The sequence below is a fragment of the Oceanobacillus sp. M60 genome, assembly GCF_053839645.1.
The window spans coordinates 496,298-519,160 of record NZ_JBSSNH010000004.1; the positions used below are offsets into that span (position 1 = coordinate 496,298).

The 22,863-nt window shown below is 36.8% G+C and carries 17 protein-coding genes and 1 pseudogene; 3 read left to right on the forward strand and 15 right to left on the reverse strand.

Translation table 11 applies throughout. The annotated features are described in order from the left end of the window. Positions 1-274 precede the first annotated feature (274 nt). The 9 genes from ACW0TQ_RS12985 to ACW0TQ_RS13025 form a co-directional block, all read right to left on the reverse strand. Positions 275-1,291 (reverse strand): oxidoreductase, encoded by a 1,017-nt coding sequence (locus ACW0TQ_RS12985; protein ID WP_212929295.1) that lies wholly within the window; start codon positions 1,289-1,291, stop codon positions 275-277. 167 nt (positions 1,292-1,458) lie between these two features. After that, positions 1,459-2,373 carry a PTS system mannose/fructose/sorbose family transporter subunit IID gene (locus tag ACW0TQ_RS12990; protein ID WP_042528835.1) on the reverse strand — a complete coding sequence of 305 codons (915 nt, stop codon included), beginning with the start codon at positions 2,371-2,373 and terminating at the stop codon, positions 1,459-1,461. 18 nt (positions 2,374-2,391) lie between these two features. Continuing rightward, positions 2,392-3,192 carry a PTS mannose/fructose/sorbose transporter subunit IIC gene (locus ACW0TQ_RS12995; RefSeq protein WP_042528833.1) on the reverse strand — a complete coding sequence of 267 codons (801 nt, stop codon included), beginning with the start codon at positions 3,190-3,192 and terminating at the stop codon, positions 2,392-2,394. A 36-nt stretch (positions 3,193-3,228) separates the two neighbouring features. Next, the gene (locus ACW0TQ_RS13000; RefSeq protein WP_042528831.1) at positions 3,229-4,203 is read right to left on the reverse strand and encodes a mannose/fructose/sorbose PTS transporter subunit IIA; all 975 of its coding nucleotides are present in this window, start codon (positions 4,201-4,203) and stop codon (positions 3,229-3,231) included. A gap of 452 nt (positions 4,204-4,655) precedes the next feature. Then, on the reverse strand, positions 4,656-5,030 hold the full coding sequence (locus ACW0TQ_RS13005) for a DUF956 family protein (RefSeq protein ID WP_042528829.1): 375 nt from the start codon (positions 5,028-5,030) through the stop codon (positions 4,656-4,658). 93 nt (positions 5,031-5,123) lie between these two features. Continuing rightward, positions 5,124-5,789, reverse strand: coding sequence for an LrgB family protein (locus ACW0TQ_RS13010; RefSeq protein ID WP_306432784.1), 666 nt, complete (start codon positions 5,787-5,789; stop codon positions 5,124-5,126). Between the two features lie 5 nt (positions 5,790-5,794). Next, positions 5,795-6,163 carry a CidA/LrgA family protein gene (locus tag ACW0TQ_RS13015; protein WP_455725750.1) on the reverse strand — a complete coding sequence of 123 codons (369 nt, stop codon included), beginning with the start codon at positions 6,161-6,163 and terminating at the stop codon, positions 5,795-5,797. Positions 6,164-6,269: 106 nt separating this feature from the next. After that, the gene (locus tag ACW0TQ_RS13020) at positions 6,270-7,151 is read right to left on the reverse strand and encodes a LysR family transcriptional regulator (RefSeq protein WP_212929523.1); all 882 of its coding nucleotides are present in this window, start codon (positions 7,149-7,151) and stop codon (positions 6,270-6,272) included. Positions 7,152-7,413: 262 nt separating this feature from the next. After that, the gene (locus ACW0TQ_RS13025) at positions 7,414-9,108 is read right to left on the reverse strand and encodes a methyl-accepting chemotaxis protein (RefSeq protein ID WP_455725751.1); all 1,695 of its coding nucleotides are present in this window, start codon (positions 9,106-9,108) and stop codon (positions 7,414-7,416) included. A 740-nt stretch (positions 9,109-9,848) separates the two neighbouring features. On the opposite strand from ACW0TQ_RS13025, the gene ACW0TQ_RS13030 reads away from it, so the two are divergent. Then, positions 9,849-10,292, forward strand: coding sequence for a helix-turn-helix domain-containing protein (locus ACW0TQ_RS13030; protein ID WP_368901804.1), 444 nt, complete (start codon positions 9,849-9,851; stop codon positions 10,290-10,292). A gap of 292 nt (positions 10,293-10,584) precedes the next feature. Here the strand turns inward: ACW0TQ_RS13030 and ACW0TQ_RS13035 are convergent, their stop codons facing one another. The 5 genes from ACW0TQ_RS13035 to ACW0TQ_RS13055 are packed head-to-tail and all read right to left on the reverse strand — an operon-like array spanning position 10,585 to position 17,052. Next, a complete protein-coding gene (locus ACW0TQ_RS13035) occupies positions 10,585-13,209 on the reverse strand; it encodes a glycoside hydrolase family 38 N-terminal domain-containing protein (protein ID WP_455725752.1) in 2,625 nt (874 codons plus the stop codon). Beyond that, on the reverse strand, positions 13,209-14,324 hold the full coding sequence (locus ACW0TQ_RS13040) for a PTS fructose transporter subunit IIC (protein ID WP_042528815.1): 1,116 nt from the start codon (positions 14,322-14,324) through the stop codon (positions 13,209-13,211). The genes ACW0TQ_RS13035 and ACW0TQ_RS13040 overlap by 1 nt, the downstream gene beginning before the upstream one ends. A gap of 17 nt (positions 14,325-14,341) precedes the next feature. Continuing rightward, a complete protein-coding gene (locus ACW0TQ_RS13045) occupies positions 14,342-14,662 on the reverse strand; it encodes a PTS fructose transporter subunit IIB (RefSeq protein WP_212929519.1) in 321 nt (106 codons plus the stop codon). A 15-nt stretch (positions 14,663-14,677) separates the two neighbouring features. After that, positions 14,678-15,124 (reverse strand): PTS sugar transporter subunit IIA, encoded by a 447-nt coding sequence (locus ACW0TQ_RS13050; protein ID WP_289584539.1) that lies wholly within the window; start codon positions 15,122-15,124, stop codon positions 14,678-14,680. Beyond that, a complete protein-coding gene (locus tag ACW0TQ_RS13055) occupies positions 15,124-17,052 on the reverse strand; it encodes a BglG family transcription antiterminator (protein WP_289584541.1) in 1,929 nt (642 codons plus the stop codon). The genes ACW0TQ_RS13050 and ACW0TQ_RS13055 overlap by 1 nt, the downstream gene beginning before the upstream one ends. A gap of 332 nt (positions 17,053-17,384) precedes the next feature. Between ACW0TQ_RS13055 and ACW0TQ_RS13060 the strand changes: the two genes are divergently transcribed. Beyond that, positions 17,385-17,777 (forward strand): (deoxy)nucleoside triphosphate pyrophosphohydrolase, encoded by a 393-nt coding sequence (locus ACW0TQ_RS13060; protein ID WP_455725753.1) that lies wholly within the window; start codon positions 17,385-17,387, stop codon positions 17,775-17,777. 28 nt (positions 17,778-17,805) lie between these two features. Beyond that, a complete protein-coding gene (locus ACW0TQ_RS13065; RefSeq protein ID WP_455725754.1) occupies positions 17,806-20,703 on the forward strand; it encodes a DEAD/DEAH box helicase in 2,898 nt (965 codons plus the stop codon). A gap of 177 nt (positions 20,704-20,880) precedes the next feature. Here the strand turns inward: ACW0TQ_RS13065 and ACW0TQ_RS13070 are convergent. Beyond that, positions 20,881-22,824: pseudogene (locus ACW0TQ_RS13070) on the reverse strand (DNA/RNA helicase domain-containing protein). Between the last annotated feature and the right edge of the window lie 39 nt (positions 22,825-22,863).

The following is a 22,863-nucleotide window of genomic DNA, read 5'->3' on the forward strand; positions in this document are numbered from 1 at the left end:
GAGGATCATCATTATTATTTTATAAAAATAGTGTAGTATATAAGTGATGTAGTGGAATTTGATACAAATTATTCACAAAGCAAAGATACCTTTTAGACATGATTCAGAAGAGAGGATAATACTAATGGAGTAAATCAAAAGTCAAAAGGGAGAACAATTATTATTGGGGGTTAATGTAGACAAAATACTGCTATTTGCTCTCCACACCAAAAAAACTTGGATAAACAAGACAGCTTGTTCATCCAAGTTCTATGCACTTATGCAAAAGCATCAGCTACCTTAAATGTTGAATCCCCGTCTCCAACATTTCCATCTGCAGCAACGTCTGCTCATCCGTAATCGTTTTATCTTGCCCATTGATAACCGCTTCATATAAATCGTCATATACACGCCCATAATCGCCATCTACCGATTTCATTGTTTCCTCATGTACCGTTCCTTCTTCATCTACATAGGTCAGTACGCCATAATGACGCAGTGTATCGATGCCAAAGTCCTCGTTATCCGGCATATAGAATAACTTTAAATGCTCTTCCTGACGATCTTTTGTTTCTTTGATAAAGCATCCTTTTTTACCATGTACCACAAAGCTTGGTCTTTCTTTCAATCTGAAATAGCTGGATTTCACCGATACTTTTAAACCGCCATAATATAAATCTAAATCGAAATAATCGTTCATTCTTCCCTGTCCTAATAATTGCTTCACATCATAATGGATATTATCGGGTTTGCCAAAATAACTGATGACCTGATCCAGGGTATGGCAGCCATGTCCATACAGAAATGATGCATTAGGGTCAAATGAATCGGCAGACTCGGGTACCTCGGGACGATAATAGTCATAATGCATCTCCACTTCCAGCAAGTCCCCAAGCTTTCCTTCTTCTATCACTTTTTGAACAGTTAAAAAATCACTATCAAATCGTCTGTTTTGATAGGCCTGGACAATCAATCCTTTTTCCTTTGCCAATGCAAAAATTTCTTTTGCCTGCTCTGAGGTTTCCATAAAAGGCTTTTCGACTAAACAGTGCTTATTATGCTCTAATACTTGTTTTGCATATTCATAATGGCTGTCATGTTTTGTACAAATCACAATAAGCTGAATGTCCTCATCACGTAACAATTCCTCTAAATCTGAAGTGTAATGCACTCCTGCATGTTTATCCCAGCTATCGTTCGCAGGGGTCCTCCGGTAAATGGTTTTCACTTTGATATGTTCTCTTTGCATTACGAACGGCAAATGATACCTGTTCGTGCTTTTCCCGTTTCCAATATAACCAATAGTAAGCATAGCGACCTCCTAAAATAGATTTGTCTTTATTTATATATCGTTAACGTCTTCTTCTGGATTCTGGCATGGAATAAAAAAGCACCTCCTTCATTTGATAGTTTTATCATACCAGGAGGCACCTTTTTATTTATACATCTAATCGTCAAAAATCATCTGAAAAAGATTTATTACATCAGGTTGATGGCATGGAATACAACACCAACTACGAACAATCCAAGAATCATCGTGATTGGTGACACTTTCTTCCGGAGCAGCCACATACAAAGGAGTGTCAGCAGCAGCCCGGCAAGACCAGGAATCAAACTGTCTAAGTTATCCTGCAGCGTCGTGACATCTGTTTGGGTCAATGACCTGCCCTCTTCCTGTTGTAACAATGCGGACTGAATTCCTTCCGCTCCTCCAGGCAAGCTATCCCATTCAATATAAGCACCTTCATCGAGCTGAACTTCTGCGACGGTCGGGGTAAAGGAGACATCCACCCATCGGTTTACCAATGCCCCGAGAATAAACATACCGAGTATTGATGCGCCCTTGGTAATATCCTGGAGCAATCCGCCAGATAAGTCATCCGTGATTTTTTCCCCTGCTTTGTAACCAAGTTCCTGTGAGTACCATAGGAATCCCATCCGAATCAAGTTCCATGCTACGAAGAAAATGATTGGTCCAAGGATATTACCAGTCACTGCAAGTGAAGCCGCCAATGAACCAAGAATTGGTCTGAGGGTAAACCAGAAAATAGGATCCCCAATACCTGCTAACGGCCCCATCATTCCGACCTTAACCCCTTGAATCGCCTTATTGTCCACCGGAGCACCGTTTGCACGTTCTTCTTCAAGTGCCAACGTTACACCAATAATCGGAGAAGCAACATAAGGGTGTGTATTAAAGAACTCTAAGTGACGCTGCAGTGCAGCCGCACGATCTTCTTTTGTCTGATATAATCTTTTGATTGCGGGAATCATGGAAAATGCCCAGCCGCCATTTTGCATCCGTTCGTAGTTCCAAGAACCTTGAAGGAATGTGGAGCGCCACCAAATAGCAATACGATCTCTTTTTGATAATTTGATTTCTTCTTGTGCCATCTTCATGTCCTCCTTTTTTTAATAGTCATCAATAATATCGCCTAAAGGATCACCAGTGTTTCCGCCGCCACCGGAGCCGCCTTGTTTCGTAAGTGCTATATAAATAAGTGCAAGTGCTACACCAATACCGCCAAAGCCTACAAGCGTAATATCCGGAATCGTCGCCAGTACGAAACCAATGGCAAAGAATGGCCATACTTCTTTGGTAGCCATCATGTTGATAACCATGGCATAACCAACCGCTACTACCATTCCGCCGCCGACTGCCAGGCCTTCTGTTAACCAGTCAGGCATCGATTGGAGCATCTCTCTAACCGGTGTTGCACCGATAGCTACAATCAATGCAGCCGGAATAGCAATACGTAAACCCTGCATGCAGATAGCAACCACATGCCACATTTCAATTTTTCGAATGTTGCCGTCCTTGGCCGCTGCATCCATTAAATGGACAATCCCTGTAGCAAGCGTCCGAACGATGATAGTTAATAACAGACCTGCAACTGCTAAAGGAATAGCAATCGCCATAGCTGAGTTTACCCCCGCTGTTCCCTGTCCGCTTAAAACAAGAATAATTGCTGATGCAACAGAGGCCAAAGCTGTATCCGGTGCAACAGCAGCTCCAATATTTGCCCAGCCTAAAGCAATAAATTGCAGCGATCCGCCTAAAATAAGACATGCGGTTAACTCTCCGCTAACCAGACCGATTAACGTACAAGCTACAATGGGCTGATGAAACTGGAATTCATCCAGGATTCCTTCAATACCAGCTATAAATGCAATAATAATAATTAATATTATTTGAATAATAGTTAAATCCATGATGATTAATCCTCCTTTTCCTCTAATGATTTAGGATTATTTCTGTCTGTCTAATTCTGCTTGCGCTCTTCTCAAAATCTCATCCATATTCCCATATGAATCAGCTGGAACCTTACGCACATCAAAATCCACGCCTAATTCCTTCAACTTTTTGAACGTATCGATATCATTCTGGTCAAAGGCAAGTACCTTATTGGGCTGCACTTTTCCAGTAGAATGGGACATCGATCCGACATTGATCGTATCCAGCGGAACGCCGCCTTCAATAGCTCTCAATACATCCTGAGGATTCTCGAATAGAAGCAATGCGCGCTGTCCGCCAAAATGCTGATCATCCTTTGCGAGCTCCACCATTTTCTGAATAGGAACCGTATGTGCCTTGATACCTGACGGAGCAGCTTGTTGAATCAATTTTTTACGTAATTCATCCTTTGCTACCGTGTCTGATACAACGATGATACGCGTGGGCGATGTACTTCTTGTCCACGATGTTGCCACCTGTCCGTGCAATAGGCGGGAGTCAATCCGTGCTAACACGTAGTCAAATGACCCGGGAGCTCCTGCACTGGCTCCAGAAGACGCAGAAGCAGATTCAGCAGATTCTTCCGGCTCTAATTCCTCCGGTTTTACCTTCACTGCATCCTTCGCCGTATCAATAATATGAGCCGCTATTTCATGCGCTGTGTTCATAGAAAAGCGCGATGCATAAGATTCGATTACCATTGCTAAGTTCAACCCAGCAACGATAGCCCATGTATCTTCATGTCCCTCCATCAAGCTGCTTGCCTGATTAAAGGGGGTTCCACCCCAAAGATCGACTAAGAATAATACTTCATCCTGATTGTCGAAAGAAGCAATGGCCTCTTCCATTTTTGCTCTTACGTCATCCGGACCTTCACTCGGCATCAACGTAACAGCCTTGACATTCTCTTGCTCTCCAAAGATCATCGCTCCAGACTGCAAGATACCTGTCGCAAATTCACCATGGCTGGCAATGATAATTCCTACCATCTTTTTAACCTCCTTTTTATGTTTGTTAAGGCTTCAATAGATATGGCAAGCTCTTAAAGCAGTATGTTTGCAAGCTTTGTAAAACGCTTTCAGCACCAATAAAAAAAGACATGAGAAAAAAGCAGGTTAAATGAAGATAAAAAGACAGAGATGTCCTTCCTCTTCGCTTTAATAACTACCTTTCACTCATGCCTGATCGAATCAGTAACACGTAAAATATAATTGCAAGTGTTTATTTAATTTATATTATGTTCGAAAGCGTTTTAACCATCTATCTAAATAAAAAGCTTTCCAATTACTTTAATGAGCTTCTTTCCTTATTATAGCACCCTGTTTTTCCCCTTTCAAGAGGGATTTTTTCTTGTGCCATTTCTGTAACTGTTTCTTCGTTAACCTGTCCCGATATCCCCCCGGAAAACGAGAGACCTCTATCCACGCCGGACTCAAAACAATTAACTTTTTGATTTCTTACGCTTGAAATTGCGTTTAATGACTTCAAAAGCACCTAAGGATCGAACCATACGATCAGGGTCAACATATTCACGAATTGCCCGAAACACCTTTTTAGGCTCTTTCGATGAGAATGAAAATGTTCCATTCTTCTTCGTTTGAATGGCATAACGCGGGATCCATTTCCCTTTGAACATGACGGAAGCAATCACGTAATCTATTTCCTCCCAAGGAATTTGAATATACTTACGGGCATCCCGTTTATTATAGAATTCAAATCCTTTATCGCCAATCATAATCTTACCATACTCTGAAACTAATACATGTGAGGTTCCATCAATAACTAAATCTACTTTTGTATTGATTGATTGGACCATTTCATCTTCCCCCTCATCTCTTTATACGAATTATTATACATGGTTTGGAGGGGGAAGTAAAAATAGTTTGAATGACGAGCCATCTTTCAAGCTTTAAATAAAGGACGTTATCAAAGAACCCCAAACGAGTGTAAAGAGAGCTGCAAAAATCATTGCTAAGGAGGAAAAGACAGATTCCTGTTTTCCATATTCCAAGGCTTTATTCGTACCGACACCATGCGCTCCCATCCCTAAGGCTAACCCTTTGGCGATTGGTGTTTTGATAGACAGCCATTTCAGCACATTCGGACCTACGATTCCTCCCACGATCCCTGTGATAATCACAAAAACCGTCGTCAATGTCGGCAAGCCGCCAATCTCTTTCGATACCTCCATGGCAATCGGAGTAGTAATCGATCGGGGAAGAATCGACACAATAAAATCATCACTGAGATGAATTAATTTGGATAATAAAAATGTGGAAATCATGGCCATCAGTGTTCCCGTGGTAATACTGATAACAATGGTTTTCATATATTTTTTTATAATCGGCAGGTTCTTATAAATCGGCACCGCAAAGGCCACTGTCGCCGGTGCAAGCATATGTGATAAGAATTTGGAGCCCTGCATATAATCATTGGCGGACACATGCATGATAGAAATAATCGCGATTAATAGGATTGGCGCTAACAATAGCGGATGAAAAAGAGCAAAGTTCATTTTTTTATAAAGCATTTTAGAAACAACATAAACCAAATACGTTATTACCGTAAACAGCACAATAATCAATGCGATTCCCCCTTTTTCGCAGCAGATACTTTTTCTGCCGTCCAAGCAGTCAGACCCATAACAATTATCGTACTAAGGACAATCAAGCCAACAATCTCTAACCCTTGTATGCTGAAAATCTCTTCATAATTGATGATTCCCACAGCAGAAGGAATAAAGAACAACAGCAGCTCTGCCATTAACCATTTCGCACCTTGATCGACCCACTCTAACTTGATAACACCACAGCACAATGCCGCGAACAAGAGAAATAATCCAAACATAGACGCGGGAATAGGCAATGGAATAAAATATTTTAACACTGCTCCTAAGAGCAGAAAGACATGTAAAAAACAAATTTGTAAAATAACCTTTAAGACTCTCACAGGCTTTCCCTTCTTCTATACGTAATATAAAACATCTGCTATCTATATTACGCCCCTCCAATCCATTCGTAAAATACATATTAATTATCATTTTCATGAATCAAAGTTATAATGAATCCGTTAGAATAAAATCAATAAACTTCCTTCCTGCGTTGGAAATATATTTCCCTTTTTTCGTGATAACCGCAAGCTTCCACATAATCGTCGGTTCGAGGTCAATAATTTGTATATCCTTCGTAAACAGACGGTTACAGATAGACTCCGGTAAGATCGTTACTCCTAAATCAGCGGCCACCAGCTCCGACATCAAATCCCATTGCATGCTCTTAAATAAAATTTTCGGTTCAAAGCCCGCTATCGTAAAGAAATGATTGCGGATAATTTGATTTAAAGCAAAATCCTCATGATAAAAAATAAATTCTTCATCCCTTAAATCCTTTACATTTACTTTCGAATAGGAAGCCAGCGGATGATCCTTCTGAACAATCAGCTTCATTTTCTCTTTCACAATCGGATAAACATTAAAAATGCGCTCATCTAAAGGAAGCACCGCCACACCAAGCTCAAACTCCCCTTCCTCCACACTTTTAACAACCCTGGCGCCGCCATATTCCGTGATATCTAATTTGATATTCGGATAGCTGCGATGAAAATTTTTCATCACTTCCGGGAAAAACAGACTCCCGATAAATGGTGGAAGACCGATATTCAGCTCTCCTACCGATAAATTCGTTAAATCACTTACTGTTAATTTCATTTCATCTACTAAGTTCGTTATTTTTTGTGCGTATTCCAATACCGTTTTCCCTGCATCGGTTAAGTCCATTGTTTTGTTTGTCCGGATGATTAGCGGGGTTCCTAGTTCTTCTTCTAAGGATTTGATGGACTTGCTTAGGGCTGGCTGAGAGATATGGATTTGTTCGGCGGCTTTGGTGATGCTTTTTTGGTTTGCTATTTCTTTGAAGTAGAGTAGTTGTTTTAGTTCCACGGGGTTCACCTCTTTGTTTTAGCTATAATTAATATATCATTTTTTAAGGAATCCATACTATTATACAGAACCAGGTTAATAACTAACTGACTTGGGAAATTTTATAAGACGCTAGATCACAATATAAAAAGGAATCACGGGAAGCCTCTCTTAACTCCCCCGTAATTCCTTTAATGAGAAGCTGCTTATCAGCTTTATAAGCAGCTTCTCTACAAATTTTATTTTCTCATTCAGGTGAATGATATACTTACAAATCAATCACTTAAAGCTTAAATCGCCTTACCAATCCATTTAATTCCTCAGCAAGCTGGGATAATTGCTCGGAACTTCCCGCTACCTCATCCATTGCACCGCTTGTTTGTTGCGTAGAAGCAGAGGTCTGCTCAACACCTGCAGCTGCTTCTTCGGAAATAGACGCTATTTCTCCAATTGAGCCATTCATTTCCTGGGTATTCGCAGCAATATCAGCTAAATTACCAGATACCAGATTAATATTTTCTGCCATTTTTGATATGGATTCGTTGATTTCATTAAAGGTTTTTCCAGTCGTCGTGATTTGGTTGGTTCCCATCTCTACTTCTGTATAACCACCTTTTAAGGATTCGACGACAGCACTTGTTTCACTCTGAATATTCATTACGATATTTGTAATATCTGTAACTGAAACAGCCACTTGTTCCGCTAGCTTCTTAACCTCATCAGCCACAACAGCAAAGCCTTTTCCATGCTCACCTGCTCTTGCTGCTTCAATCGCTGCATTTAATGCAAGGAGATTCGTCTGATCTGCAATATCTTTGATCATGGAAACAAGATTTGATATTTGTTGGGACTGTTCATCCAGCCCTTCTACCTTTGCAACAGTTCCTTGAACAATCCGGTCAATTTTAGACATTTGATCTGTGGTAGCTGCCATTGCCTCGCTGCCTTTATTTGTCATTCCCAGCACTTCATTTGAATACTCTTGAACGCGTTCGCCATTAACATTGACTTCTTGTACTTTAGCAGAAAAGGTACCCATGATTGACGCTAAGTCACTAGCACTATTCGCCTGTGTTTCGGAACCTGATGCCAATTCCTGCATCGTGATGGCCACCTGATCCGAACCAGATTTCACTTCATTTGCCGCCTGCGTTAATTCCTCACTTTGATTGGTAACTGTTTCGGACACAGCATTTATTTGTGTGAGTAAGTCACGTGTGTTGGTTGCCATTTCGTTGGCGGCGTTAACCAGCTGTCCAACTTCATCTCTGGAATCGGTTTGTAGGTCTTCCTGACTTAAATCTCCACCTGCAATAAGCTTCATTCGCTCCATTACGGTTTTAATCGGCTTTGTAATGACTCCTGCCGTAATAATTGCTGATGCAATGCTGAGAATAACAATCAAAATCGAAGCAATAATAACAATGGTTAATGTTTGCTCTCCATTATCAATAATCCCTTCCCCGTGCTGATTTATCTCTTCTTCCGAATTCGCTGCCAGTTCCTCATATCCAATCATGATTTCACGGACGATTGGGGTTAATTCATTAAGATTCTCTATGGCTGTATCTTGATCGCCGCTTTCATATACCGCAAACACATCTTCAGCAATTGCTGTTCGCCACTCGACGGTTTCGTTAATCAAATCATCAAATTCTGCCGTAACACCGACACTTCTTGCTAATTCTTCAAATTCGGTTCCTTGTTCCGTATATTCTTCAAAGCGGTCCTTCATCGTACTGTCTCCGCTTAATATGTAACCACGGGCTGTTGATATCCGGTTAGCCATCGTTGTTTCCATGCCCTTGTTTGCAATTAATTGCTGAAGATCGTTTTCAATTATATTGGTTGTATCCTGATTGACCTGTTTAATAGCTGTGTAATTATATATACCTAATATAATCACTAATAAAATAACCACCGAAAATGCAGCTATTACTTTGCTTTTGATGCTTTTGAAATTAAATATCTTTTCCATTGTTCTCTCCTTCTTTATATAAAAAATGGAACACTACGCGATTATCTTCAAGCTGTACACTGGAGATTCTATCTATTTTCTGATTGGGTAAGGGCAATTTTATTTTTAAAATTGCTGAGTCCGAACTTAATGATTTGTCTCGTGCGAAGATGTGTGGTTTGTATACGTTTATAGCGTGGAGGCTATGGTTGTACGTTAACCGAGAGAGGTCATAGTGCCTTTTTTTATATCGGCTTTTCAGGAGATTTTTAAAGGGAGAAGTTGATAAATTTTGGAATAAATATACAGATATAAATACTAAACCGTTTTCTCATGATGCTCACAATAATTTGGTTTAAAGCAAAATTCTTATAATAAAAACCATTATTTTAATCTATAAAATTCGTGGAGTTAAATGCGTCTGTTATTCATCTCGTCCCAGATAGTTCTGGCATGAAACTTAGGTACTTTCCTAAGTTAAGAATATATATAGGTTCTAATTTCGTATAATTGATAGAATACAAATTCATTATCCCTATATACCATCTCCATTATAGCATCTAAAATAAATGATAATACTTCTTTTCCTATTCCCTATTTTCTATGAAATAACATACAATAGCTTACCTTAGCATTGTAAAAGGATGATGCCACACTTATGAAATAAAGTTAATACGAGCACCCGAAAGAATTTTTCCACTTCCTAAACTAATTAAAAATAGCTATACTATTGATAACTATTTTTAAGGAGACAAATTAATTTGACTAGTTATGAAATCGAAGACTCGACATATTTAGATGAAATTGAGGCAAATGCAACTGGACACAGAATAAAATTCTTAGCTCGGAAAGCAGGCTTATCACAATCAGAATTAGCAAAATTATTAAAAAGAGATGAAAAAACAATTTCTAATTATTATTGTGGAAAGTCTCTGCCTGACAAAGTTGATTTAATAATACTTTCAAAAATATTAGGAACGGATTATGACAATCTTTTAGTATATAGAGGGGATTTAGAAGGTTATCAACGAATTGACTATTACTCAATAGAATACAACGGAAAAGAAAACGAAATTAATCACGAAGCCATCAGTCGGGCCACGAAGGAAAGTAAACTATTCGATCCACATACAAAAGGACGTTGTAATATCCGCAATTTAGAGGAAGCTGGTTACTGCTTAGCGTTTTTTTGTTATTTAACTTAATTAGATATTAAAAAAAGGATGATGGACGCGTTGCTTTCAAGTGGAGGAGTTCACAGCATCTATATGCATCATATTTTTGAATTTGATCTTTGGCGAAAACTATCAAGTAAACAAAACGATGATTGTAAAGCACAGTTTGCTATATGGCGCGGTAAGGATAGTTAAAATATGGAACCTAAACGCTATTTTCAGGATAAGCATTACTCATCGCATAATATTCATATAAAAATCTCCAGCCCAGACAGGGAGAACAAGCTAATCTGCCTGAGCTGGAAACATGAGTGTTCACTAATTATCGTTTTTTCTTTTCTTTTAATTCTACTAAAAATGAAACGACTGAATACGGTTTTATTTCCTCAGAAGCATCGACAGTCTCTTCCATTGCATTTATTGGCGTTACGTTCGATATATTGCTATCTTTAAATTTATCCATCAATTCGTTTATTGCCACAGATTGATAAGTCGGATTTTCCAATCGGATTATAAACTTCTCAGGGTAATAGTAAGAATTATAACAGCTGCTTACAAAATACTGATTATCTATTTCCAGCAGACTAAATCTAGTCTCCGTCAATGTAAGCTCCTGCCTCTTTGGTTGAATTTTATTATCAATTCGATTAATAAAGTAATTAAAGTCCTGTAATTGATAATAAACCGACGGAGATTCTTCATAACGCCTCCATTCAGTAACAGCCTCTTCCGAGAAGGCTTCATTCCCTATATTAATTGCAAAATTATATTGCATATTCTTATTTAATAGTTGGGCTGATGGGGTTTCCATCATTATATGCCCTCTTTTTGTAGTATCCCCTGAAGCTCTGCCAGGTCGATAAGCTAAATCTGGCTTACCTAAGCTATCTGTGGTTGCAAATAAAGTAATATATAAATCATTTTCTCTGTATTCATATTCTTTTGTATCCTTTGTATGAAACGTAATGGTATTATTTACGGTTTCAACGGAAACGATGCCATCAAATGGCTCTACATTTACAGGTTTTTCAGAATAGGTATTTTCCCAACCTTTTTGGCTTTGATTTGTTCTACGTATATAGCCAAATGGTAACGCAGCAGTTGCTTTACGAATCCGGCTACCTGCATTTATCTTTAATCTCATTCTATGATTCAATACCGTATTTATAAAATTCAAGTTTCCTCGGATACAATCATCTTCAGCAAGTGTGAAAGTGATAAGAAACGAGAATTTGACGGTTTTTGCTCCAGCTAATCTATCCTCCATATTATGAGGCAGCTGTATTTCTCCAAAGACCTTCATTTGCTGCATACCATCTGCTTTGTGTACCTCTGCATTTTTGTAATCAAGTCTAATAGACTCGTCTCCATAAATTGGAGAATAATCATACGTATCGCCGGCATTGCCCTCATCATAAATAGAGATAAAATCCGTGATTATAGCTTCATTCCTCTCCAACACCAACTCATTTTCTTCAAAGGAGAGCGTCATATGTGAATTAGCTATTTCTTTTATTTCTGTTCTTACCAATTCTTGTGCCGAATACTCAGAATAACCAAAAGATAACACACGGTATCCTAAACCTGGTAGTTCACACGCTAAGCGTATAGTCAGAATATAATATCCAGGTTCAGTAATATATCGATTACCCGCTGGTGTCTCTTCAAGTATATTCTCTCTGCTGTCTACATAATCTACTTTCTCAATAGTAAAATCTCTATCATAAAAATGAATATCTTTCCTTTTTGTTAGTACTTGAATGGTTTTATAACCCCGGAACTTATGAGGCTCCGTATTCAATAGAAGAATGTCTTCATTTTTTAGTTTTAAAGCTTCTGCCATTTGTTTCATAATTGTGTTTTCCATACTATCGCTAATTTCATTGGCTTCCTTTAATCGGTGCCGAATATCTTCAGCAACAGAATCAGAAACACAGCCGGCCAAGCTATCATGCGCTTGTGATTCGAGCAGCTTTTTCCATGCTTTTAATAATAAGCGATTACTGAAACGAATACCTAATTGATTGGCAATTACCAATATTGGCTCTATTCTTTTTATTAGCTTCTGTTCTAATTGATAGATTGATTGCTTGATATCCATTCGAACACTGCCAATTGTTTTATGAACTCGTGCCAGCACAGGAGAACGGAATTCTCCAACATACGTTTCTAAGTCTTTTTGTTTTATCTTTTCCAAAAAATCCTGATAACTGCTGACTTGATAATGATACCTTCCTAATTGGTTGATGCTTTTCACCTTCCCATTAAAATTTGTAATAATCGCAAGCTGGTCATTACCTGAGGGAATTAGTATATCTTCTGTGTCAGTAAACTTTTTGATAAAATCAACTGCAGGATCTAAACGTCCGGCTACGTACTCAGTGGTGGGTTCAAGAAGCATTCCTGTTCCATAACCCTGAGGCAGATTCAAAGCATAAATTTCTTGATGATCACCTAATCCACGCCATTTAAAATAAGGTGATTGAACGTGCTTACCTAAATGAACACCTCTCCATAAAACCACATTATCTAAACCAGCTTCCTTCAAGATGACCGGAATTTGTGCATTAAACCCAAAAGTATCCGGTAAATAGCCAATTGGCATATAGTCTCCATACTTCTTACTTTCAAAAACACCAATCATTGCATTGCGTAATATTGATTCACCAGAAGTAAAAAAAGCATCTGTCTGTGTATACCATGGACCAATGAATAATTGTTTTTGCGCAATCAATCGTTTAATATCTGTTAATCTTTCTGGATATAATTCAACGTATTCATCAAGTATAGAAAGCTGACCATCCAAAACAAAGCTGGCCTGCGGATTACTTAATAATTCATCAATAGCATCTGAAAATAATTGATCGCTCAAAACTAAAGCATCCATCGACGTAAAATACCATTCTCTATCCCAATGTGTATGATTAACAATGTGTACATTTGTCATTAGCTTTCCCACTCTTTTTCCCATTCTTCTTCATCAAAATCATCCTCATCCTCTAATTGATTTGCTTCAGCTAATTCCGGTTCTTTACGCAATAGTACCGTAGCAATCGCTACAAACAGAGAACCTACAGCAATTGATAAAATATAGACTGGCCATTTATCTACCGTAAACCAACCATAGAACCCGCTAATTGGAGCTTGGTTAACTGCTCCCAGACCAATAGCCATGGATGAGCCAATAGCAGAGCCAATTACCGTGCACGATATGACCTTTATAGGGCTCTCCACTGCAAAGGGAATAGCTCCTTCACTCACACCGACAAGCCCCATGACAACAGAAGATTTACCGGCTTCTCTTAACTCTCTATTATATTTTCGCTTTGCTATAAAGGTTGCCAGACCCAATCCAATTGGCGGAATAATAATGGCAACCTGTGCAGCCGTATTCGGACCATAAATACCACTTGTTAATAATGCCATTGCCGTCGTAACAGCTGCTTTATTTACCGGCCCGCCAAGGTCAAAACCTACCATTGCTCCAACAATTGCCGCCATAATAATTTGATTCCCGCCGCTCAAACCATTTAGCCAGTTCTCTAACCCCGTATTTAAGGAGGCAAAAGGAACACCGATAATATATTGAATAGCTAATAATGTTATCAAGGTGCCGAAAACCGGAACTAAAAAGACAGGAACAATCGAAGACATAGATTTCGGTAGCCGCACATTATTTTTAATCCATAAACATACATATCCAGCGATCAAACCAGCTGCTAAAGCTCCCAGAAAACCTGCCTCAATATCCTTTACCAGCATCCCACCAACTAACCCTGCTGCAATACCTAATTTATCGGATATAGAATATGCTATAAAAGCAGCGATAACTGGAAACATTAAATCTAATGCAATACCACCAAACCCATCAATATCATGTAAAAGGCGGATGATAACATTTCCGCTTTCAGCATAAGATTCATCCCAGATGTCTTGGATTCCAAACATAGAACCTCCAACACGTGAAATAGCCATAATAACTGCTCCTGCAATAACTAAAGGTATCATATATGATATCCCGGTCAATACATGATTTTTTATGTCTCTTGCAACATTTCTCATCTCTATCCCCTCTTTCTTTACTGATTGTCCACTAGTGCAAGAGCATCACTAATGACTTTCTCAGCATCTTTGATTGGTGCTGCCACAGGTACATGTAAAATTCTCTGGTGATCAAAACGTTCTTTATCTCTTACTTTTGTATCTACTGCAAAAATGACTACTTCACCAATATTGACATCCTTTTCGGTCAGTTCATTTTCAATCCCTGTTGCTCCTTGGGTTTCTACTTTTAGTAAATGCCCCATAGATTTTGCTGCTTTTTTTAACGCTTTTGCTGCCATATATGTATGTGCAACACCTGTAGCGCACGCTGTTACTGCAATAATTTTTCTCTTCATAATCAATTCCTCCAATTAACTTAATATATTTACGATTTTTTGTTTATCCGTTTCCTTTTTTAATTTCTCTACCACATCATCGTCCATTAATTTCATTGAGATCTGCGATAGTAATTTTAAATGTGTATCCTTCTTGTCTTTCTCCGGAATAGCGAACATAATAACAACAGAAACAGGTTGATCATCTAAAGATTTCCATTCTACCGGAGTTTTTAATTTTCCCACAGCAATAGCTGCTTCCAACACTCCCTTTGATTTACCGTGAGGAATAGCAATGCCCCCTCCGACCCCTGTAGTTGATTGTGATTCTCTTTCTAAAACGGAACCGATGTATGCATCTTTATTTGTTAAAACTTGTTTTTCATTAATTTTCTCACTTAACTTTCTAATTACTTCCTCCTGTGTTTGAGCTTCCATATCTATTTCTACTTGCTGTACATTTAAAATTGTCGCTACATCCATCATTTTCTTCCTTTCAAATATGTCCATACTTGTTGATAATCGCCCTTAGTCAATTTCTGTTGAACGGGATGATCAATAATTTCTAATAAAGCATCATATATTTGCTCCAGCTGCTGAGGTGATTCATCCTTGATACAAATAAAAAATACAAATTTCACTTGTGTTGTGCCCCAATTGATTGGATTAGCTAAACGTAAAAAGGCTATTTTCGATTGGTTCACATATTTAGGGTCCCCATGAGGTGTTGCAAACCTTCCAAACGATGTGAAAGATAAATTTTCTCTGTTTTTCACTGATTCTATTATCTCTGGTTGTACGATATCCCTTTGAGCTAATTCATCAACGAGATAGGTGAGAACATCATCCACCGAGCTTAAATCCTTATCTAAAAACAGTGTATTTGACGATATTAACTTTGCGAATGCTTCCTCTTGCTTATCATTTGATTTCTGTTTTTCATGAATTTCCTCTTGGATCCTTGCTTGATCATGAATGTCTAGCAATGGTGAAATTACTAATACCTTTCTATTTTCAATTTCTAGGTTCACCGTACTTAAAATCAAGTCTTCTATTACTTCCGTGTGAAATAGCTGTTGTACAGATAAAATCCTGAAAACCTCTAATTGAGAGAAATTTTTCCTCATTCTTGCCGCCAATAGCTGTGACGTTCCTTTTCCACTGTTACACACAATCAACACCTTTAACTTGTCTTCAGATAACTCTTCTATCCGTTCTTTATATGCCTGAATATGCACCGCTAAAAAAGCAACTTCATCGTCAGGAACTGAAATCTGAAAGGCTTTTTCGAGTCTGTCTTTAATATAAATTGCTTCTTCAAAGGAAATAGGAAAATACTTCTTCACATCATCTAAAAACGGATGTTTGATTGGCAAATGAAACAATAATCGATTAACAGCCATTTTCAGATGACTTACTATTCCATCCAGAAGCTTTTGATCATAGGATGGAAGGAAATCACGAATAACAGTCAGCACCGTATCCTCTATTCTTGTTTCCGGCTGATAGAACACAGCATCTTTCTTCTTTAATCGGTTATTATTGGACTCCAAGTGCATTCGGATATAATACAGTTCATTCTGTGATAAAGTAACTTGAAAGCTAGCTTCTATCAGCTGAATTAATAGTCTGGCTTCTTCCTGAAATTCCTCTGATAATTCTTCTTGTACAGGCTCTTTGAGATTCTTACCTTCTTTTATCCGCTCAATTGCAATGAGTAAATGCAATAATAACGATTGATATCCAAAATCGCTAAATACAAAATTGGTACTCTCTACAAATTCTTGTAAAACCTTATTTAACTGAATCAAACTATCTTTATTAAAAAAATCGCTTACAAAATCAGGGATGCTCTCTAACAAATGAATTAAATATTCCTCACGCTTTACGATATGCCAGTTCTGACCCCAAAAATAAAGAATTAAATCCAAGGCCAGCTTTCTTCTTTCCTGCTCCATTAAATTTAGAAAAGAACCCCTGCCTGGGATACGGTCAATAGTGACATTAAACAACTGGAATACGTTCGTTACTTCTTGTAAATCTTTTTCCATGGTCGATTTACTAACGAATGTAATATCCATTAAGTCTTGAAGTGTAAAGTAATCCGTTTTTTGTAAAATGTTGAAACAAAGAAATTGAATTCTCTCCTCACGCGTTTGAAGCCTATTTACGTTAGCTTTCTGATTAATCATTGAATAAATTTTCTCTCTATCCCCTCTTAAAAACACACCAACATTCGCCTTACGAATAAGTTCAACGTCACTTCCTTTGAATAAAGATTCAATGTTATTTAAAGATTGGGTAATGGTTTTATTAGATAATCCCATATACCTTGCAATTTGAGTCACTGTCGTTTTTTCTTCTACAAGCAAATATTTTATTATTTCTTGCTCCCTTATACTCAAATCCATTGTGATTCGCTCCCTCTATACTTATATCCTATTAGTAAAGCCAATTTGTGAAAACCCTTTCTTTTACATGAATGATTCATGTAAAAGGTGGGTTGTGGGTGATATGTAATGTTTTTTATTTAATATATAGTGCCCTTTTACGAATTGAATCGATAGATCATTTTTTTCTACTGGCTATCTTATCCATAGAGATTCTGAATACGGATAAACAGACGAATTCTAAAGGAATTGCTATCAATCGTCACCATTCTAGTCTTAATAATGCTTGTTTCACCCATAATAACCAATCTGGTATAATAATACATAATAGACGACAACTAGGAGTGAATAAAGTGAATAAAAAAAATATACATGTTGTTGGCGCAGTAATTATAAAAGACGATAAAATTTTATGTGCGCAACGTGGCGAATCAAAAAATCTGTCCTATAAATGGGAGTTTCCAGGTGGGAAAATAGAATCTGGCGAAACACCTCAGCAAGCGCTAAAGCGTGAAATTCAGGAGGAAATGGAATGTGATATTGCAGTTGGAGAAAAAATCGATCATACCGTATATGAGTATGACTTTGGAATCGTTCATTTAACAACTTTTTATTGTACCTTACAAAAGGGAAGCCCCATTTTAACAGAACATCATAGTATTAAATGGCTTTTTAAGTATGAACTTTCATCATTAGATTGGGCTCCAGCAGATATTCCAACTATTGAAAAGCTAGAAAACATGTAAAGCAAATTTCAAGGGAAGGAAGGAAAATATGGATCATTTTCTCCAAGACTTAAAGGATTCTTTATATAAAGGTTTTATTAATCAAAATAGCGAAAAAAGAGATAGCTATAAACCAAGATTATTAGTAAATAACCTACAGCGTAATGAAACTGTCTTATCTCCACTACTTGAAGAATTAGATAAATGTGAGTCGTTTATATTTTCTGTAGCTTTTATTACTGAAAGTGGGTTAGCTACTCTTAAATCCCACTTATACGACTTAAAAAGAAAAGGGATAAAAGGCCGAATATTAACATCAACCTTTTTACAGTTTAATCATCCCAACGCCTTTAAAGAGTTATTAAAAATTACAAATGTAGAGGTTAGATTAACAACTTTAAAGGGTTTTCATTCAAAAGGATATATATTTGATCATAATAGCTACTATTCATTAATAGTAGGAAGCTCTAATTTAACTGCACAAGCTTTAAAAGAAAATTATGAGTGGAATGTGCACTTAACTTCTCATGAAAACGGATCGGTCATTCGACATTTTAAAGAACAATTTGAAGATGTCTGGGCGGATGCTGTTATATTGACTGAAGAATGGATTATGGCCTATGAACAAAGCTATCAACCAGTTGATTTACAAGCTGCAACCAAGGTCATCGAACTACCGGAAATTTATGAAACAAACCCCTTAGAAGAAGCTTTAACAATTACGCCCAATAAAATGCAGCAGAATGCTCTAGAACAAATAGAAGCACTAAGACAAGAGGGACATGATAAAGGTTTAGTAATTTCGGCAACAGGAACAGGTAAAACATATCTTTCCGCATTTAATGTCCGTAACGTTGCTCCAAAGCGGATGTTATTTATTGTTCATCGCGAACAAATCCTGCGTAAGGCTAAATCTGACTTTCAACGTGTCTTAGGAGGGTTAGATAATGATTTTGGGATATTATCTGGATCAAGTAAAGAAACAGATGCAAAGTATCTCTTTACGACAATCCAAACTATATCGAAACAAGAGACATTAAATACATTTGATTCGGAATTATTTGATTATATTCTTATCGATGAAGTACATAAAGCTGGTGCTAGCTCTTATCAGCGTGTGATTGATTATTTTAAACCAAAGTTTCTTTTAGGTATGACAGCAACTCCCGAAAGAACCGATGACTTCAATATCTATGAGCTGTTCAACTACAATATCGCTTATGAGATCCGTCTTCAAGAAGCCTTAGAAGAAGATATGCTTTGTCCCTTTCATTATTTTGGCGTAACAGACATAGAATATGATGGAAAATTAGTAGACGATACGACCATTGTATCTAATTTAATTACAGAAGAGCGTGTTAATCATATTCTTGAAAAAATCGATTACTATAGCTATTCCGGTGATTGCGTAAAGGGTTTAATATTTTGTAGTAGAAAAGAGGAAGCAAAGGAGCTATCTGAGGTTCTGAATAACAGAGGATTTCGTACAGTGCCTTTAACAGGGGCAGATTCTCAAGATTTCCGGCTACATCAAGTAGAGCGTTTAGAAAATGGGGCCCTTGATTACATAATTACAGTTGATATTTTTAACGAGGGTATTGATATACCTAGCATCAATCAGGTTGTAATGCTAAGACAAACACAATCAAGTATTATTTTCATACAACAACTAGGCAGAGGACTACGTAAACATCCATCTAAAGAATTTGTGACAATTATTGATTTTATAGGAAATTATAAAAATAATTATCTTATCCCAGTTGCCCTATCTGGTGACAAATCACAAAATAAGGATAATATTCGTCGTCGCACTGCGGAAACAAACTATATCAAAGGTGTATCCAGTATTAATTTTGAAGAAATTGCGAGAAAACAAATCTTCAAATCCATTAGTTCCAGTAACTTAACTACTCAAAAAGTATTAAGAGATGCTTATATTGAACTAAAAAATCGATTAGGGCGTATCCCTTACCTAGAAGATTTTATTCATAATCATTCCATCGATCCAACAGTTATTATTGGAAAATATAATACTTATTATGCTTTTCTTGTAAAAATGAAAGAAAAAGTTCCTACTCTTAGTGATTATGATCAACGTGTATTAACCATGCTTTCTAAAGAGCTGTTAGATGGTAAGAGACAACATGAACTTTTATTATTACAGCTACTTTTACAGCAAGGAAAAGTGAATAAGCAAGAATATATAAGCATATTAGAGGATAACAATTGCCTGGTCAATGAAAGCATCCTTGCATCTGTAGAAAAAGTAATGAATCTATCCTTCTTTACACAAGCAGACCTTAAAAAGTATGGAGAAAAACCAATCATCACTCTTTCAGTAGATAACGAGTATACTTTTAATAAAGAAGTACATCAAAATTTAGAGTCAAATGAATACTATAAAAAACTAGTATACGATATGGTCATAACTGGAATGGAACGAAGTAAAAAATATAAATCAAACAGCTTATTTACTTTAAAAGAAAAATACACGAGAAAAGACGCATGTAAGCTTTTAAATTGGAATAAAGATGAAAGCTCTACCATGTATGGGTACAAACCAAAGCATCAAACTTGCCCGATTTTTGTTACTTACCATAAAGACAATGAAGTAGAATCCAGTGTAGATTACGGAGATGAATTAATCAGTCCAAATGTTTTCAAATGGTATACTCGAAGTAATCGAACTTTGAAATCAGAAGAGGTTCAAAAAATCATTCATGCTGAAACGAAAGGGATAGATATTCATCTCTTTATCAAGAAGGATGATGATGAAGGAAGCGACTTCTATTACCTTGGACAGGCACTGCCTAATCAACAAACTGTAGAGCAGGATAATATGCTAGATAAAAATAATAAAGAAATTCCTGTTGTTCATATGAATATGATTTTGAATGAACCTGTGGATTATGATTTGTATCGGTATATTACTTCGGGGGATGAGTGAAAGGATTATTTGGTTAGAAAGATAAGTGATTGGTAGCTTAAATCTATAAAAAGGATTTCCGTATGGTGCGAATGACCAAGATTGATACGGAAATCCTTTTTATCACTTTTTTAGATTAGGTCAGTAACTCAAAGCTGGTATAGTTAGATTGTTATGTCTGTAATCCCCGTACTGCTATCATTTATAAGTTCCTTTATCTTCAGCTACAAACGAATTTGAATTAAAAAATCCTTCAGAGTCATAATCAATAACCTTTTCAATACTACCCTTTAAGTAGTTTGCCAATGCAGTATCCGTACAGTAAACAAAACAACCTTTTTGACCTCGAGTCAACAATGTCCTGTACGTATTTCTTATAATCGTGTCAGCTAGTTTTTCTGCTTCTTTAGGTTTTTCTTTTATCATTTTTTTAATACCAAATAGAGAACGATCTGATTTAGCACGCTTGGTATAATCCGTACAGACTTTTCCATCTCTAAATAAGAGATCGTCCCCAATAATTACAGCTACATAATCAAATTCTAATCCCTGTGAAGTGTGGATGCAGCCAGCTTCATTTACAGAACTATCATCAATAGCCCATGTTAATGTATTATCTAAGTTCCAGCTAATACCAAAGTTTTTTTCTGGAATGACTATATCTGGAATATCCGACTTAGTTCTTGATTCCTTGGGCCATTCCCAACAGTAACCAGCCAGCATTCGCGCTTTATTATTATCCTTATTTAAATTTCTAATACTCTCTACTAATTTGTTAGGATCATCAAATACACGAAAATCATAGTCCTTACCTATAAAATTCGAATTAGCTGTTTCTCTAATTTGTAGCACATTATCAATCCATGCTAAATAACCGTCAGATCCATTACACCTGAATTGGGACTCCAGCTTTAATTTATGAATTACTCCATTGTGCTCGTTTGTATATTTCTTGATTAGATCCATACTGCCTATATCTTTTAAAGTTACTCTTTGATGTTCATCTATAAAAAATATTGTCATATTACTAGCATGAATTAATTCTTTTACTTGATTTTCACCCAAGTTCTGAAACATTCCTGATTTTTCATTTAGGCGGTGTGCCTCGTCTACTATCAAGACATCAAATTCATTATTGGGTGTATCAACGTAACTACCAGATCCTTTAAATAAATTATCGATTTGCGTCTTTTTAAAATCTTGTTTAAGCTTTGTAGCATAGATATTTCTAGGGGCTGAGTTTTTTGTTACATATTGTGCTACCAGACTCTTTTTAGTTAATTCAACTAATAGATTAACTGCTAAAACTGATTTTCCAGTTCCCGGTCCACCTTCTACAATAAGTACTTGTTTAGTATTTGTTCGTTTCGCTTCACTAGCAAGTCTTAAAGCTTCTTCAAATACAACCTTCTGTTCATCAATCATAATAAATTCTTCATTTCCCTGCAGCATTGAATTTAATGCGTCTTGTAATGATTTGGATGGCCGTATCCTTCCTTTTTCTATCTTATATAAGGTCTCTTTATTATCTCCGTACTTTATGTATTTCTTTATAAACTCTCTTAGTCTTTTCGCATCTCCCTTTGCATAAACAGGTGCCTGATCTAAATAGTATTAATATACGTTATCTGTTAAAGGATCAGAATCTTTGTTTACTATATAATTATGCAAGTATGCACAAGGATACATATCTATGGCGTCTTGCTGTACAGTTGCATTATAATCTTTAATTAATGATGCGTAGGACCAAGCTTGATAGGAAGGATGCGTAGTCTCCACAAGACCATTGCTAAAATTAGTCTTAACAATTGCTTCTTTACCTTCAACTTTTTCAACCTTATCCCATTGTTTCAATTCAACTATGACTACAGACTCTTTATTATCTCTCTTTCCAGTTATTAAAAAATCAACTCTTTTTGATGAATACGGGATTCTATACTCAATTGCAACACCAGCATTTTTAGGTATCTCACTGTCTCCTAACACTCTATACATATATTGCATTGAATTATCCCATGACCGAACTTCACTTTTATTTACAGATCCTATTTTTTCTTGGAAGTTGTTAATAATATTAGTAGTTAACTCATCGTTAAAAACATCCTCTAAAAATTCGGATTTTGTGGCTTCGTATACTAACATAGAGATCCCTCAATCTATTAATTAAAATTTTTCTTAAAA

Bases quoted from the DNA above. Each gene is read 5' to 3' on its own strand.
- ACW0TQ_RS12985 (WP_212929295.1), bottom strand. From the start codon at position 1,291: ATGCTTACTATTGGTTATATTGGAAACGGGAAAAGCACGAACAGGTAT.
- ACW0TQ_RS12990 (WP_042528835.1), bottom strand. From the start codon at position 2,373: ATGGCACAAGAAGAAATCAAATTATCAAAAAGAGATCGTATTGCTATT.
- ACW0TQ_RS12995 (WP_042528833.1), bottom strand. From the start codon at position 3,192: ATGGATTTAACTATTATTCAAATAATATTAATTATTATTATTGCATTT.
- ACW0TQ_RS13000 (WP_042528831.1), bottom strand. From the start codon at position 4,203: ATGGTAGGAATTATCATTGCCAGCCATGGTGAATTTGCGACAGGTATC.
- ACW0TQ_RS13005 (WP_042528829.1), bottom strand. From the start codon at position 5,030: ATGGTCCAATCAATCAATACAAAAGTAGATTTAGTTATTGATGGAACC.
- ACW0TQ_RS13025 (WP_455725751.1), bottom strand. From the start codon at position 9,108: ATGGAAAAGATATTTAATTTCAAAAGCATCAAAAGCAAAGTAATAGCT.
- ACW0TQ_RS13035 (WP_455725752.1), bottom strand. From the start codon at position 13,209: ATGACAAATGTACACATTGTTAATCATACACATTGGGATAGAGAATGG.
- ACW0TQ_RS13040 (WP_042528815.1), bottom strand. From the start codon at position 14,324: ATGAGAAATGTTGCAAGAGACATAAAAAATCATGTATTGACCGGGATA.
- ACW0TQ_RS13045 (WP_212929519.1), bottom strand. From the start codon at position 14,662: ATGAAGAGAAAAATTATTGCAGTAACAGCGTGCGCTACAGGTGTTGCA.
- ACW0TQ_RS13050 (WP_289584539.1), bottom strand. From the start codon at position 15,124: ATGGATGTAGCGACAATTTTAAATGTACAGCAAGTAGAAATAGATATG.
- ACW0TQ_RS13055 (WP_289584541.1), bottom strand. From the start codon at position 17,052: ATGGATTTGAGTATAAGGGAGCAAGAAATAATAAAATATTTGCTTGTA.
- ACW0TQ_RS13065 (WP_455725754.1), top strand. From the start codon at position 17,806: ATGGATCATTTTCTCCAAGACTTAAAGGATTCTTTATATAAAGGTTTT.